13 protein-coding genes and 2 pseudogenes are annotated in these 14,318 nt (G+C 68.2%); 7 read left to right on the top strand and 8 right to left on the bottom strand.

Going from position 1 to position 14,318, the window contains the following annotated elements; all coding sequences use genetic code 11:
* Window positions 1-16 precede the first annotated feature (16 nt).
* Window positions 17-1,039 carry an ABC transporter substrate-binding protein gene (locus DIZ27_RS28080; protein ID WP_109381254.1) on the top strand — a complete coding sequence of 341 codons (1,023 nt, stop codon included), beginning with the start codon at window positions 17-19 and terminating at the stop codon, window positions 1,037-1,039.
* Window positions 1,036-1,881, top strand: a complete 846-nt coding sequence (locus tag DIZ27_RS28075; protein WP_109381253.1) for an ABC transporter ATP-binding protein — start codon at window positions 1,036-1,038, stop codon at window positions 1,879-1,881. The genes DIZ27_RS28080 and DIZ27_RS28075 overlap by 4 nt, the downstream gene beginning before the upstream one ends.
* A 69-nt stretch (window positions 1,882-1,950) precedes the next feature.
* On the opposite strand, the gene DIZ27_RS28070 is transcribed toward DIZ27_RS28075, so the two are convergent.
* Both DIZ27_RS28070 and DIZ27_RS28065 read right to left on the bottom strand, forming a co-directional pair.
* Complete coding sequence (locus DIZ27_RS28070; protein WP_109381252.1) at window positions 1,951-2,835, bottom strand: sugar phosphate isomerase/epimerase; 885 nt, start codon at window positions 2,833-2,835, stop codon at window positions 1,951-1,953.
* A 16-nt stretch (window positions 2,836-2,851) separates the two neighbouring features.
* Window positions 2,852-6,340, bottom strand: coding sequence for a ThuA domain-containing protein (locus DIZ27_RS28065; RefSeq protein ID WP_109381251.1), 3,489 nt, complete (start codon window positions 6,338-6,340; stop codon window positions 2,852-2,854).
* A 161-nt stretch (window positions 6,341-6,501) separates the two neighbouring features.
* Here DIZ27_RS28065 and DIZ27_RS48825 point away from each other — a divergent pair, with 161 nt between their 5' ends.
* A complete protein-coding gene (locus DIZ27_RS48825) occupies window positions 6,502-6,762 on the top strand; it encodes a hypothetical protein (protein WP_375232010.1) in 261 nt (86 codons plus the stop codon).
* Window positions 6,763-6,793: 31 nt separating this feature from the next.
* On the opposite strand, the gene DIZ27_RS28055 is transcribed toward DIZ27_RS48825, so the two are convergent.
* Entirely contained in the window at window positions 6,794-7,534 is a 741-nt protein-coding gene (locus tag DIZ27_RS28055) for a cupin (protein WP_109381249.1), read from the bottom strand.
* A gap of 286 nt (window positions 7,535-7,820) precedes the next feature.
* Between DIZ27_RS28055 and DIZ27_RS28050 the strand changes: the two genes are divergently transcribed.
* The 3 genes from DIZ27_RS28050 to DIZ27_RS28040 are packed head-to-tail and all read left to right on the top strand — an operon-like array spanning window position 7,821 to window position 10,581.
* The gene (locus DIZ27_RS28050) at window positions 7,821-8,435 is read left to right on the top strand and encodes a hypothetical protein (protein ID WP_258308566.1); all 615 of its coding nucleotides are present in this window, start codon (window positions 7,821-7,823) and stop codon (window positions 8,433-8,435) included.
* A gap of 60 nt (window positions 8,436-8,495) precedes the next feature.
* Window positions 8,496-10,025 carry a hypothetical protein gene (locus DIZ27_RS28045; protein WP_109381248.1) on the top strand — a complete coding sequence of 510 codons (1,530 nt, stop codon included), beginning with the start codon at window positions 8,496-8,498 and terminating at the stop codon, window positions 10,023-10,025.
* 46 nt (window positions 10,026-10,071) lie between these two features.
* The gene (locus DIZ27_RS28040) at window positions 10,072-10,581 is read left to right on the top strand and encodes a hypothetical protein (RefSeq protein ID WP_109381247.1); all 510 of its coding nucleotides are present in this window, start codon (window positions 10,072-10,074) and stop codon (window positions 10,579-10,581) included.
* Between the two features lie 424 nt (window positions 10,582-11,005).
* Here the strand turns inward: DIZ27_RS28040 and DIZ27_RS28030 are convergent, their stop codons facing one another.
* Together DIZ27_RS28030 and DIZ27_RS28025 are read right to left on the bottom strand one after the other, a co-directional pair.
* Window positions 11,006-11,722, bottom strand: coding sequence for an SDR family oxidoreductase (locus DIZ27_RS28030; protein ID WP_109381246.1), 717 nt, complete (start codon window positions 11,720-11,722; stop codon window positions 11,006-11,008).
* Window position 11,723: 1 nt separating this feature from the next.
* A complete protein-coding gene (locus tag DIZ27_RS28025; protein ID WP_109381245.1) occupies window positions 11,724-12,140 on the bottom strand; it encodes a carboxymuconolactone decarboxylase family protein in 417 nt (138 codons plus the stop codon).
* Between the two features lie 173 nt (window positions 12,141-12,313).
* On the opposite strand from DIZ27_RS28025, the gene DIZ27_RS28020 reads away from it, so the two are divergent.
* Window positions 12,314-12,691, top strand: a complete 378-nt coding sequence (locus DIZ27_RS28020) for a MerR family transcriptional regulator (RefSeq protein ID WP_109381244.1) — start codon at window positions 12,314-12,316, stop codon at window positions 12,689-12,691.
* A gap of 325 nt (window positions 12,692-13,016) precedes the next feature.
* On the opposite strand, the gene DIZ27_RS28015 is transcribed toward DIZ27_RS28020, so the two are convergent.
* From DIZ27_RS28015 to DIZ27_RS28005, 3 genes and pseudogenes are all read right to left on the bottom strand, one after another.
* Window positions 13,017-13,421, bottom strand: coding sequence for a transposase (locus DIZ27_RS28015; RefSeq protein ID WP_258308565.1), 405 nt, complete (start codon window positions 13,419-13,421; stop codon window positions 13,017-13,019).
* Between the two features lie 66 nt (window positions 13,422-13,487).
* A pseudogene (locus tag DIZ27_RS28010) lies at window positions 13,488-13,644 on the bottom strand (IS6 family transposase); the annotation flags it as partial.
* Window positions 13,645-13,647: 3 nt separating this feature from the next.
* Window positions 13,648-13,968 (bottom strand): annotated as a pseudogene (locus DIZ27_RS28005) (transposase); the annotation flags it as partial.
* Between the last annotated feature and the right edge of the window lie 350 nt (window positions 13,969-14,318).

The following is a 14,318-nucleotide window of genomic DNA, read 5'->3' as shown; positions in this document are numbered from 1 at the left end:
ACGAGAAGGATCAGCCATGACTGCGCGCAGACTGCTTCTGACCGGCCTCGTACCGCTGCTTCTGGTCGCCACGGCCTGCGGGGAGGAAGGCTCGGACACATCGTCCAGCTCCTCCGGTAAGGAGCTGGACAAGGTGACGCTGACGCTCAACTGGTACCCGTACGGCGAACACGCGCCGTTCTACTACGGCAATCAGCAGAAGATCTTCGAGAATCACGGCATCGACCTGGAGATCCGCGCTGGCCAGGGCTCCCAGAAGACGGTGCAGGCCACCGGTGCCGGACAGACCGACTTCGGCTGGGCCGACACGCCCGCCGTCCTGTCCGGTGTCGACGCGGGCGTCAAGGTCAAGAGCCTCGGCGTCTTCCTGCAGACCACTCCGGCGTCGGTGCAGTTCTTCGAGTCGCAGGGCATCAACAGCCCCGCCGACCTCAAGGGCAGGACCATCGCGGGCACCGCCGGCGACGCGCTCTCCAAGACGTTCCCCATCTTCCTGAAGAAGAACGGCCTTGCTGAGTCCGACGTGAAGGTTCAGAACACGGACCCGGCTGGCAAGATCGCCGCCGTGATCTCCGGCAAGACCGACGGACTGCTCGGTTACGCCAGCGACCAGGGGCCCACCATGCAGAACAAGGCCAAGAAGCCGGTCGCGTACCTGCGCTTCTCCGAGAACGGGCTGAACTTCTACTCCAACGGCCTCATCGCCGGCCAGAAGGTCCTCGCCGGCAAGAAGGATCTCGCCCAGCGCATGGCGAAGGCGGTCAGTGAATCCTTCGCTGCCGCAGAGAAGGCACCGGAGCCGGCCGTCGCCTCGATGGAGGGCGCGAGTGAGCAGCTCCCGCCGAAGGAGGTCCTGTCCGAGCAGTTCGCCACGACGCTCACACTCCTGCACACCGAGTCGACGCAGGGCAAGGCGCCGGGCGTCAACATCGAGGCCGACTGGCAGCAGACCATCGACGTCTTCGCCGAGGCCGGACTGGTGAGCAGCCCCAAGGCCGTGGCCGAGTACTGGGACAGCGCCACCGCGATGAAGGGATGACGATGCCCAGAAACACCACAGTGCGGGAGCCGGAAGTGACGAAGGACGGTCAGAGCAGCGGTCCCGGCAGCACAGCGGCGGTCGGCATCAAGGACGTCGCCGTCCGCTTCCGTACCAAGAACCGTGACGTGACCGCGTTGACCGACATCGATCTCGAGGTGCCCATGGGGCAGTTCGTCGCGATCGTCGGCCCGTCCGGATGCGGCAAGTCGACGCTGCTCAAGCTGGTCGCCGGGCTTCTGAAGCCGTCCGCGGGCGATGTGCTGCTGAATGGCGAGCGGGTGCAGGGGGCGCGCCACGACATCGGCTACGTCTTCCAGCGCGCGGCCTTGCTGGAGTGGCGTTCGGCGCGCCGCAACATCCTGCTGCAGGCGGAGATGCGGAAGATGCCAGCGGAGCTGGGGCGCCGGCGCGCCGACGAGCTCATCGCGATGACCGGCCTGAGCGGCTTCGAGGACGCGCTGCCGCACGAGCTGTCCGGCGGTATGCAGCAGCGCGTCGCCCTGTGCCGCGCCCTGCTGCACGAGCCGCCCGTCCTGCTGATGGACGAGCCGTTCGGCGCGCTCGACGCGCTCACCCGCGAGCAGATGAACACCGAACTCAACCGCATCTGGCGGGAGACCGGCACCACCGTGCTCCTGGTCACCCACTCCATCTCCGAGGCCTGCTACCTCGCCGACCAGGTGGTGGTGATGAGTCCCAGGCCCGGCACCATCACCGAGATCATCGACGTGGGCCTGCCCCCGGAACGCGACTACACGGAGACGATGGGACGGCCCGAGTTCCGGGAGGCCACCACCCACATCCGCGGCCTGCTCGGCGCGGTCTCCGCAGCGGACTGAGCTTCCGGGGAGCGCAGGAGCCCCGCACCATCCACGGGGGGTGGTGCGGGGCTCCTTCGTACGGACCGGTCAGTACCTCAGGTTCGCCAGGTACGTGTAGCTGTTCTGCGCGGTGGCGAACGGGTCGGTGGGCGAGTCGTGCTCCACCAGCCACTGCTTCACACCACCGCTGCGCGCCGTGTCGAACATCGCCGCGAAGTCCAGCACCCCGGACCCGACATCGGCGAAGCCGCCGCTCGGGGCCATGTCCTTGACGTGCAGCGCCGGGAAGCGGCGAGGGTGCTCCACAAACAGGTCCTGCGGGTCGCTGCCGCCGCCCTTCGCCGCCCAGTAGACGTCCAGCTCGAAGCCGACCAGGTCGGGGTCCGTCTCCCGCAGCAGGATGTCGTACAGGTTCTCGCCGTCGACCACCTGGTGGTCCGCGCCGTGGTTGTGGAACAGCAGCGGGCCGAGCCCCGCCTTGCGGGCCGCGAGCCCCGCCTTGTTGAACTCCCTCGCCGCTTCCCGGAACCCAGCCGGCGTGTGCATCGCCCCGGGGAGGCTGGGCACGACGATCCACCGGGCGCCGAGGGTGCGGATGTCGTCGAGGGCCTGCGGCAGGCCGCTGCCCCGTACGGTGTCGTAGCCCACGTGCTCCAGGACCGCCCGCAGACGCGTTTCGTCGAGCATGGCGCGGATCGCGGCGGCGCTGTTGCCGTGCCGGCCGCTGACGCCGACCGTCGCGTAACCGATCTCCGCGAGGCGGGCGAGCGTCCCCTTGAAGTCCGCCGCCAGCGCGGAGCGCATGGTGAAGAGGTGCATGCCGATTCCGGAGGGCGGAATGCGGCGGTGGCGCTGTGCGGCCGTGCCGTTCGCCTCGGCGGCGTGGGCGACGGGACCGGCAGCGGTGAGTGCCACGCCCGCGGTGGCGACGCCAAGGGCCTTGCCGAGGAATGCGCGTCTGGTGCCGTTCATTCGGATCTCCTTCACGTCAGCCGACGTTGATGCGGACGGAGCCGGTGGTCGTGTCGCCCTTGTCGTCGGTGACCGTGAGCCGGGCGGTGTACGTGCCCGGGCGGGCATAGGTATGGGTGGCCTTCGCGGTCTCCTCGCCCGCGGGCCGGGCGTTGTCGCCGAAGTCCCAGTGGTACGAGGCGGCGGCACGGCCCTCGGGCAGACGGACACCGCCGGACAACTGGACGGCGAGCGGTGCCTTCCCGGTGGCCGGCGTGGCTGTGACGGTCACCTTGGCGCCTTGGCGCTTCTCCACGCCGGGCCCGTTGAAGTGCAGCCAGTCCACGGCGAACAGGTCGGCCTTGTCCGCGGTCCACTTCGGGTTGGTGAAGACCGCGTACAGCTTGGTCGTGCCCCCCGGGTCCGCCAGTGCGGTCGTGGGGGAGACGACGTTGCCCTCGCCCGTGTCCGGCACGGTCACCTTGCCGAGTAGCTTGCCGGTCGGTGATCCGGCACGGAACTCCACGGTGCCGCCGATGCCGCCCGAACCGACCCCCACGGTCACGGAGTCGATGCCCTTGAGGTTGACCGGGTCGAAGCTGATCCAGTCGCCGTGCTCGATCTCACTGAGCCGCCTGCCGCCGGAGGCGTCGGTGTGGCTGCTCACGACCGCGCCGGCGTGCGCTCCGCCGGTCGATGTCATGTGCTCCGCCTCACGGAAGTTGGTGCGCAGCGTCAGCGAGGCCGACCCGGTCAGGGCGGGCACGCCAGGCGCCGCCTTGTCCTCGTACTGGGCGGTGATGCCGTAGTAGAGGTTCTGGCCGGGGCCGTGGCTGTCACCGGCGTCGGTCACGATCTCGCCCGTGCAGCCGGTGTAGTTGTCCAGCGGGTGGAGATGGGAGTCGTGTCCGAGCTGCGACTGCACGACGACACGGGAGCAGTCGATCCGTTTGCCGTCCTCCTTGTCCTTGACCTTCACGGTGAAGGGGATGGTGTCGCCGAAGCTGAACATCCCGCCGTTCGCCGGCTGCTGGATGGTGACCTCGGGCCGGGTGTTGCCGACGGTGATGTCCTGGACGGCGAGGCCCGTCAGGTCGCCGGGTCCGGTGGCGGTGAGCCGGGCGGTGAAGCGGCCCTTCTCCTTGTACACATGGGTCGGGTTCGCCTCGGTCGAGTCGGTCGTCCCGTTGCCGTCGAAGTCCCAGGCGTACGTCACGGGCTTGTCATCGGGCAGTCCGGAGCCCTCGCTGGAGAACTGGACGGTCAGCGGGACGGAACCGCTGTCGGGGGTGGCCGTCGCCTTGGCCGTGGGCAGCCGGTTGTCGGCCACGTAGTCGATGCGGTAGATGCCGGAGCCCTCGTTGCTGCCGCCCCGGCCGGTGCCGCTGCCGAGTCCGAAGTCGATGACGTACATCGCGCCGTCCGGTCCGAACTCGGCGTCGAAGGGCTGGTTCCACGTCATGTCACCGAAGACGGTGTTGATGGAGTGCAAGTCCCCGGCCTTCACCGGCTCGAAGCGTGGGTCGGTGAACGTCTGGTCCTGCTGCTGGATGGAGAAGGTCTTGAACCACTTGCGGGTCAGTTCGTAGTTGAACCACTTGCCCTCGAACGCCGTCGGGAACTTGCCCTGGTAGGTGTTGGCGGGGTCGTGGTCGTAGACCGGGCCGCCCATGGGGCCGCCGCCACCGGTGCCGAGTTCGGGGAACTCGGCGGAGGCCGAGTAGGCGTACCAGACCGTGGCCGGCTGGGCCGGCGGGAGATTCGTCAGACCCGTGTTGTTCGGCGATTCGTTGACGAGGTTTGCGCAGTCGAACTTCGGTCCCGACGTCTGCGTCTGGAAGTCGTAGTCGTTGAACGGGGTGTTGTTGCCGATGCAGTACGGCCAGCCGAAGTTGCCTGCCTTCGTGATCCGCATGTACTCGACGGTGCCCTCCGGCCCGCGGTCGGGCCTGGCTGCACGGGCGTCGGGGCCGTAGTCGCCGACCAGCAGCGCACCGCTGACGGGGTCGGTGGTGATCCGGAACGGGTTGCGCATGCCCATGGCGTAGATCTCGGCACGGGTCTTCTCGGTGCCGGGCGCGAAGAGGTTGCCCTCGGGCACGGTGTACGTGCCGTCGTCCTGGGGCGTGATGCGAAGGATCTTGCCCCGCAGGTCGTTGGTGTTGCCCGAGGTGGCCTGGGCGTCCCAGGCGCGGCGGCCATCACCCTCGTCGATGGGTGTGAAGCCATTGGACGCGAACGGGTCGGTGTTGTCGCCGGTGGCGACATACAGGCTGCCGTCCTTGTCGAAGGCGAGCGAACCCGCCATGTGGGAGTTGGCCCGGCCCTCGCCGCGGAAGGTGGGGATGGTGAGCAGCCGCTTCTCGGACGCCGGGTCGATGGTGCTGCCGGAGACGGTGAAGCGGGAGACGTTGAGCTGTTTCTCGGTCTTGTCGGAGTTCAGCAGGTACAGCCAGTTGTTCCCGCCGAAGTCCGGGTCGAGGGCGAGTCCCAGCAGGCCGTCCGACTGACTCGTCATCTCGGGCGTGTACTCGAAGTCCAGCGCGGTCGCGACCTTGAGCGTCGACTGGTCGATGACCTTCACCTTGCCGGTGCGCTCGATGAAGAAGACTCGGCGGTCGGGCGCCACGGCCAGCTCGAACGGGTCGGCGAGGTCGCTGGTGGCCAGCGGGGTGCGCTGGAAGGCGCCGGTCTTGCTGGCCGTGCAGTCACCGGGCTTGTTGCCCGCCGCCCACTGGATGCCGCCCAGCAGGTGCTTCAGGAAGTCCGGCTCCTGGAAGGCGGAATCGGCGTGGCCGCCGGCGGTGAACCAGGAGCGTCCGCCGTCGTAGTTCTGGCACCAGGAATACGGCTGGTCGACACCCTCGTCGAGGCCGGTGACCCCGTCACGCACCTTGACCTGCGCGAGCGTGTGCACCTTGCCGGTCGGGTTGGTGCGCCAGTTGTACCACTCCTCCGTGCGCTCCCAGAGCTCGGGAAGGCTCTCGGTGGAGGGGTGCGAGCGGTCGAGCACCTTCACCCGGCCGGTCTGCACCGCCGGATGCTTGTCGAAGATCGCTCCGACCAGGCCCTCGTACCAGTCCCAGTCGCGCTCGCTCGCGGAGGCGGCGTGCAGGCCGACCCATCCACCACCGCCCCGGACGTACTTCTGCAGTGCGGCCCGCTGCGCGGCGTCGAGGAGGTCGCCGCTCTCCGGGGTGGAGTTGGTGTTGTTGAAGACTATCGCCTGGAAGCGGGCGAGGTTCACGTCGGTGAACGCCGAGGCGTCGTCGGTGGCCTCGACCTCGAAGCCGTTCTCGCTGCCGAGCTTCTTGACGGCCTCGATACCGGCGGGGATCGAGTCATGGGTGAAGTTGGTGACCTTGGAGAAGACGAGTACGCGGTAGGGCGCTGCTTCGGCACGGGGTGACAGGGTCACTCCGAGGCCGAGGAGCAGCGCCAGCAGTGCGGTGATGACGGAGACGGGGGAGAGTGCGGTGCGAAGGGCTCTCGGCCGTTCATGCCGTCTGGGGTGATGATCAGTCATGGCGCTCCCGGTGCTGGTAGGTCCTGCTGCAGGTTGAGAAAGCGCTTTCTAGATACGCCGCACAGCGTAGGTTCCGGCGTTGCGGGGGGTCAATGGGTCGGAAGCTCGCAATGTGGCACGGTAGCTGGGGCCCTGTCGGTAGCGGGTCGTACGGTTGCGCCATGGCCACTGCCGACGATGTACGAAGGATCGCGCTTGGCCTGCCCGGAGCGATCGAGAAGCTCGCATGGGGCATGCCCACGTTCCGTCTGGAGACGGGCGGACAGGGCACCACCCATGCACTGGCCGCGCTCAATATCGTCCTCACCACAGCCGACCTGGCACGGCTCAACGAGCAGGTCGACAGCTGGCGGCGGCTGCCGGAGGACGTGGCGCGCGACTACCTGGAGTCCAGGAAGCTCCTGGCGCCCTCGGGGGAGTGAAGCGGCCGGGCCGGGACCGGGGCGCCGTCGCTCAGCCGATGTCGTACACGTCGAGGCGGCCGCACATACCGAACCGGCCCCGGACGGTGGGCTGTTCGGTCCGCAGTCTCGCCTGCGCAAGATGGTTCGCGTCGCCGCGCTCGAGACGGTCGAGCTGTGCGTCGGTCGCCGCGGACGCGGCGGCCGCCCCGTCCCGCCAGCGTCCGCGCCACCGGCCGACCAGTGGCCGTACCAGCGCCGCGGCGGCCCGGTGGAACGCCGCCAGCGGCTCCGGATCCCCAGCCTCGGTCGCCTTGCGCAGTGCCGCGAAACCCTCAAGGGCCAGATCGCGGCGGTGGCGGGCCGCCGCTTCCAACTCCTCCTCGGAGCCCGCCTCCGGCAGGGTGACGGCCGCACGGTAGGCGACGAGGTCGGCGAGCAGATGCGGCGGCAGCGTCAGCACCGCGTCACCCGCCTCCGGCAGACCGCAGTTCTGCATCAGCACGACGATGGTCAGGCCTCCCTCGTTGACTAGCCGGTGGATCGTGCCCGGCGTGAACCACACCAGCGCGCCCGGCGTCAGCTCGGTCTGCTCGAACCCGGATGCCGTCAGGGTCTGCACCGCGCCCCGGCCGCCGGTCACGACGTACCCCTCCGAACAGCTCAGATGGACATGGGGCGTGCCGCCGCGCAGGCCGTCGGCGGCCAGCCAGTCGTACACCCGCAGCTGGGAGACGCCGATCCCGCCGGGCAGGCCGTCGTATGCGACGGATGTGTCGGCCCTGCTCGCCATGGGGAACTCCTTCGGTCGGCCGGGGCGCAGGCCGGGAGGCGACGGCACAACAGGGCGGCAAGCGCTTTCTGTCTGGAAGTTAGGCCATCCCGGCGAGACGGTCAAGAGCCTGTGTGTGCGACATCCCGTGAGTTCTCTTGAGGCTCACTGAGCGCCTGTTCTCGTGGCCAGGGCTTTCTTCCTCGGCGGGGCGCTCTTCCATCTTGTGACGTAACTTCGGGATTCCTGCAGCGTTCTCATCTCGTCCGACCGTCTCGCAGTCGGGGTGAAGGTGAGGAGGCTCGGGTTGGCGCTGGCAGCCGTACGCGACCTGCGCGAGTTCCGCGGTCCGGTCTCCACGGAGGAACTCGAGCGGTTCGAGACCGACGTGCTGGCCGGGTTCGTGCTCGCGCGGGCCTCGGCGGGGCTGGCGGACGGCACCATCCGCGGGGACGTCGGGCACCTGGATCAGATGCGGGCCTGGTTCGGCCGACCGCTGTGGGAGATGGAGCCGGCCGACGCCGACGGGTACTTCGGGAAGGTGCTGCGGGGCTCGCCCAGCGGCACCCGGCTGGCTCGTGCACAGTCTTTGACCACGTACTTCCTGTTCCTGGAGCTGCGGCACAAGGTCGAGATCCACCGGATGACCGGAGGGGTGGTCGAGTGCCCGATCGACGAGATGAACCGGCCGCGCGGATCCAAGGACGCGGCTCTGCGGATCCCGCCGACCGGGCCGGAGATCAAGATGTTGTTCACCGGCTGGGGTGGCGAGCTGGTGAGTTGCCGCAAGTTCGCCCCGACCGCGCGGAACTACACCGCGGCGAAGCTGATGTCTCAGGTCGGACTGCGGGTGAGCGAGGCGTGCAAGCTCGACTTGGCCGACATCAAGCGGCGCGACGGTCGCTCGCTGCCCCCGATGTGACCAGGCCGTCATCACGATGGGGAAGATCAGCGACAACAAGCCGGCGACCTCCTGCACAGGTTGTTTCGCCTGGGTCGGCTGCCGGGCCGGTTCTGCCGCGGCTGCTACACCTACGGCCAGCAACACGCCGTCGGCGAGTGCGTCGGCTGCCGGCGGCAGGTTCCGGTCGATGACAAGTACGGCTACTGCCGTCTCTGCCGGGCCCGGGCGTCCTGGGCGATCAAGGCCAGTGGCAAGGCTTCGGTGATCGAGCCGTACCTACGGCGGATGACCTGCCAGCAGCTGTTCTTCGCGAACCTCCAGCGGCCCAAGAACGGCGGGCCGCGGGTCGGCAAGGCCGGGCGGCGCGTGCTGAAGCCGCCGCTTCCCGAACCGCATCGCGTGATCACGACGTCGACGCAACTGACGTTGTTCACCGTCCCTCGGGACTTCCGCCGGTTCGACCGGGAACTCCACGCCGACCTGGCCAATCCGTGGCTGGTCCGGGCCCGGCAGGCCGCTCGGGCACTGGGCGAGGCCCGCGGCTGGAGCCGCTGGATCACCAGCGACGTGAACCGAGCCCTGGTCATCGTGCTGTCCGGCTTCCGCGAAGGTGAGCCGATCCGGTACTCCGAGCTCTTCCCGGCCCTGCGCGTCCGGGGGCTGCCCGTCGTGCGGACCGCCGAAGTCCTCGACCGCCTCGGCCTGTTCGTCGACGACCGGGCCCCCGCCGTCGACCGGTGGCTGGAGCAAAAACGCGACGGGATGGCCCCGGGCATCCATCGCGCCGTCGAAGCCTGGGTTCGCACTCTCCTCGACGGCGGCCCGCGGTCCGAACCCCGCTCCCGGCACACGGCATGGGCCTACCTGGGTGAGATCCAGCCGGTGCTGCTGGAGTGGTCTGGCCGCTATGACCACCTGCGGGAAGTCACCCGACAGGACATCATCGCGGCCCGGGACGCCGCCACCGGCAAACAACGCGAGAGCCGGATCGTCGCTCTGCGGTCGCTGTTCCGGCAGGCGAAAAAGAATGGGCAGATCTTCCGCAACCCCACGATCCGCATCCGTGTCCCCCGGCAGGCCGACGGTGTGATCCAGGCCCTCGACCAGGCAGACGTCGACCAGGTCATCACCACCGCCACCACCACCCCGGACCTCCGGCTCATCATCGCCCTGGCCGCCGTCCACGCGGCACGGCCCAAGACGATCCGCACGATGCTGCTGGACGATGTGGACATCGGCAACCGGCGCATCACCGTCGGCGGCCACGTCCGCCCGCTCGACGACCTCACCCGCCGTGCTCTCCTGGACTGGCTCGACTACCGCCGCAGCCGCTGGCCGACCACGGCCAACCCTCACCTGCTGATCCCCCAGAAGACCGCCGTCGAACTCGGCCCGGCCGGCAAGCTCTGGACCACCCGGGCCACCCGCAACCTCACCGCCACCCTCGAACGGCTCCGCGTCGACCGCCAGCTCGAAGAGGCCCTCACCCACGGCGCCGACCCACTCCACCTCGCCCTCGTCTTCGGCATCGACGAGAAGACCGCCATCCGCTACGCGGACTCGGCCCGCGCACTTCTGGGAGAGGCCGCCGAGCAGGCATCACAGTGACGAAATCGGCTCGCCCTGGTTCACCCTGTGCCGAGATCATGGACAGATGCCGTCGACCGAATCAGCAGCCCGCGCGCTTCAGGACCATGCCGTTCTCTGGAGCATCGGCGAGAGCCGTGCCATTGACGTCGTCAACGCTGCCTGTGATGCACTCGTTGCCGGCCTCGACGGTCCCGCCCTGCGGATCCTTGCCGCTTGCACACGTGCGGAGGCGGATTACGACGTTCCCGAGCTCCTGCCCCCAGTGCTCGACGAACTGGGCCTCACCTTCTATCCGCCCGGCAGCGTTGGCGGCCAGGAAGCTGCCGCACGAGCACTTGCCGCCCGGATGCTGGCCGGCGAGCTGACCCCACGAGAGTTGGCCTTCCGGATCCACCAGCGCTTCGGACACGAGCTGCCGCTGGCCGAACGGCTCGCCGAACTCGATGACGAGTACGACACCCTCGAATACGGCGACAGAACATCGGCGCAGGTCGACGCCGATGTCACGGCCGAAGTCCTCCGGCTCGCTCAGCACCCTTGTGTTTCAACCGAACCCACGGATGCACAGACCTGAAGCACACCGTTGGACCCGTGGGTTCGAGCTGAAGAGTCCTCGGTTTCCCCGAACCCACGGGAATCACGGCCCTGTCCTCCCGAAACTCCGGCAAAGTGGCAAGTAGCTCAGAGTGACCGGTTGCTCTCGCCCGCCTGGAGGGCGGCGAAGTCGGCGTGGGCGTGTGCCGGCCGGTCGCGGTCGCGCGGACGCAGGGCGCCTGGTATCGGTGGTGGCGGCTTGTCGCGGTGGGGGGCACGGTCTTCGACATTCCGGACATCGCGGCGAACGCTCAGCTCTTCGGGCGTCCTGGCACCATTCGCGGGCAGGGCCGCAGTGCGTATCCGCAGGCGAGGGTGGCGGTCCTGGCCGAGTGCGGCACCCATGCCGTGTGTGGCGTGCCCGTGCCAGCACGGGCACGCCACACACCTGTGGTCGGCTTTTTCTAGCCGGCCAGTGCGGTGAGCACGGCGTTGGGTTCGCTGGTGAGTGCGGCCTTGACGGTTCGACTCCAGTCGTCGACGAGGACTTCGATCTGATTGTTCTCGATCCCGTCGAGGCTGAAGCGTGCGACGTCGGTGGGGTCGATCTTGGGTCCCTCGTACCCGGCGCTGATATCGGTGTCGGCCGCTCCCAGATGTACGCCCTGGACCAGGACACCTGCGGGGGCGAGCTCGAGACGCAGGCTGTTGGTCAGGCTCCATTCGGCTGCTTTGGCCGCGGAGTAGGCACCGGAGCCGGGGTAGGAGAACCATGACAGCGCGGACAGGATGTTGGCCATCGCGCCCTGGTGCGCTCGTAGTGCGGGGGCGAACGCCCGGGCCATGGAAAGGGTCCCGAACACGTGTGTCTCGATCTCGCGCCTGACGGTGTCAACGTCGGCCTCCAGGAGGGGCTGGGAGGTGGAGATCCCGGCGTTGTTGACCAACACCGACACGTCTTCGGCCCGGCGTGCTGCCGCCTCGACCGCGTCGCTGTCGGTGATGTCCAGGCGCACGAGCTCGACGCGTGGGTCCTCACGCATCTCCTGGTCGGCGGTATCCGGGTTGCGGATGCCGGCGTAGACCTTGCGCACGTCACGAGCGAGGAGCTCGGCGACGAACCGGCGGCCGATACCCCGGTTCGCGCCCGTGACCAGGGCGGTCTGTCCTGCGAGTTCCATTTCAGGCCTCCTGGCCGGCGGCCTCGCGGGCGGCGAAGACCTCGGCCGCGGCGAAGAACCCGTTGAGAGCGGCGGGGAACCCGGCGTAGACGGCCATCTGGGTGATGGTCTCGATGATCTCCTCCTTGGTCCAGCCGACGTTCATCGCGCTGTCGACGTGGGTCTTGAGCTGGAGGTTCGCGGTGCCCATGGCGGTCAGCGCGGCCACGGTGATGAGCTCGCGCGTCTTGACGTCCAGGCCGGGGCGGGAGTGGATGTCGCCGAGCGTGAACTCGATGAGCAGGTCCGCGAACCCGGGGGCGATGCCCTCCAAAGCGTCGAAGGACCGCGCGCCGGCCGCGCCGTGGATCGACTCGTAGTAGGCGATGCCCTTCTTGTACCGCTCGCTCTTGCCGGACAGGTCGATGCTGTCACTCATGATGTGTGCCTCCTCAGGCCGATTCGTTCTGCCCGGTCCCGTCTGCTCGTGCACCAGGGCGCGAGAACGGGCCGGGTGTGTGGTGGTCTCCGTTCTTGGAGCCGTCGCCTACGCTAGAACCTGACATTGATGTCAGAGACAAATCCGCCAAGGCGAATGTGACGGGAGACACGATGAGGATCGGGGAACTGGCGGATCGAGCCGGCGTCAGCGTGCGCTCGCTGCGTTACTACGAGCAGCAGGGGTTGCTGGACTCGGACCGCACCGCGGGCGGGCAGCGTACCTACGACGAGGGCGCGGTCGAGCGAGTTCAGCTCATCCAGCAGCTCTACGCCGCAGGCCTGCCCAGCCACACGATCGTCGATCTGCTGCCGTGCGTGTCTACGGGAATGGTCACCGGCAGCATGTACGACAAGATCCGGCACGAGCGCGACGCCATCCAGCAGCGCATCACTGAGCTGACCGCGGCACGCGACAAGCTCGACGGCGTCATCGAGCACGTCCTACGCGTCGGGATCTACGACGAACCGTCACCGCAAGCCGCCGGGTGACGATCAGGTCCTCGCCCCGCCTCATGCCAGCATGGGGCAGATCGCAGCAGCCTGGTCTTCTTCGAAGCCTGCCAGGTGGGACTTCAACAGCAGTTCACCGCCCTCTACGGCTGCCCGGTCTGCGGCAGAGTTCTGGACCGCGGGCTGATTAGGGCATCCCCCACCGCGTACCAACTCCGGCGGACCACACCAGCAGCGCCTTCCACGGTCCCGCCCCGCACGCTCCACGGGGCCGGTGGGGAGACCAGGCCAGACACGGGCGGCAGAGCCCCCGTACCGCTTCAAAATGGCTTCACAGCCTCTGAAGTGTGTCGGTCTCGGGTGGTCAGCTCGCCGGGCGGTACTCGTTGATAAGGCTGGCGACGGCTTGTCGGCGTTGGATTCGGGCCGTGGGGAAGGGGATGACCTTCGGGTCGTCGAGGGGAGCCAGCTGATCTCGGCCTTGGTGAGGCCGATGCCGGTTGAAGTGGGTCGCGTACTCGTGGAGGATCTTCTCGGCGTGGTCGCGGCCGTAGATCAGGAACCGGTCGGTGCACTCCTCCCGTGCGGAGCGGACGAAGCGTTCGGCGTGCGGGTTGCAGTGCGGGCTCCTCGGCGGGATCTTGGCAACGGTGATGTCCTCGCTGATGAAGACGGCGTCGAAGGCGGTAGTGAACTTCGCATCTCGGTCGCGGATCAGGTGCGTGAAGTCCGAGACTCGGTTGCCGAGTTGCCACAGGGGCGTTGTCACGTTGTCGAGGGTGTTGGCGCTTGGCGGGGCGTCGGGGCGTGCTGGGGCCGGTTTCCGGCTCCGCGCTCAGGCCGTGGCGGGCAGGCCGACGGTGCCGGTGATCTGCTCCCAGATCGCGAAGCGGACGGTCATCTCGGCGCGGTGGTCGGTGGCGGTCATCAGGTGGCGTCGGGGCCTGAAGTGGGGGTGAGATGCCGCTGAACGCGGACAGAAACCGCTGCGCTGGTCATGTCCCTTGCAGTGGTGTAACGGCGTCGGGTTGATCTTCGTTGAGGTAGATCCTGTCCATGCTGCCTTCGGGGAGGTAGCGGCGGGGGAAGGCGATCCATTCGTCGTGCATCTCGACGAGGACGACGGTGGCGAGGCGTTCGAGGGCGTCGGGGTTGGGGAAGATCTGGACGACGTCGACGCGGCGCTTGATCTCCCGGTTGACCCGCTCCAGGGGGTTGGTCGACTGGATCTTCTTCCAATGTCGCTCGGGGAAGTCCGCGAACGCGGTCAGGTCCGTCTTGGCCTCCAGGAGCATGGCTTTGACCTTGGGGAACTGTGTGGGTGCCGATTAATCATCCGCCCTGCTCAGGCGGCTCTACCTTCTTGATCGGGTTGATCGAGCCATTCGTAGGGTTGGGTCGCCCAGGGGCGCTGGGTGTGGCTATCAGGCGGCTGCCGTCTCGTGGCTTTCCTTGCTTCGCCGCCCGGCGCCCCACGACGACTCGGCCGCCGATTAGGAAGTGCGAACAAGTCGCTGTGTAGAGCAATGCCGGCGAAGTCGTCCGTGGCACGAGCAGTACGAACACGCACGTCAGGAGCACGATGAGCCGGATATGGGCGGGGATCGACAGTGGCAAGGGCCATCACCACGGCCTTGTTCTGGACGCCGAGGGTAAGACCCTGTTG

It is taken from the genome of Streptomyces sp. NWU339 (assembly GCF_003143855.1).
GTDB lineage: Bacteria > Actinomycetota > Actinomycetes > Streptomycetales > Streptomycetaceae > Streptomyces.
Note: the sequence above shows the minus strand (reverse complement) of the source record. Positions and strands in the feature narration are given on the sequence as shown.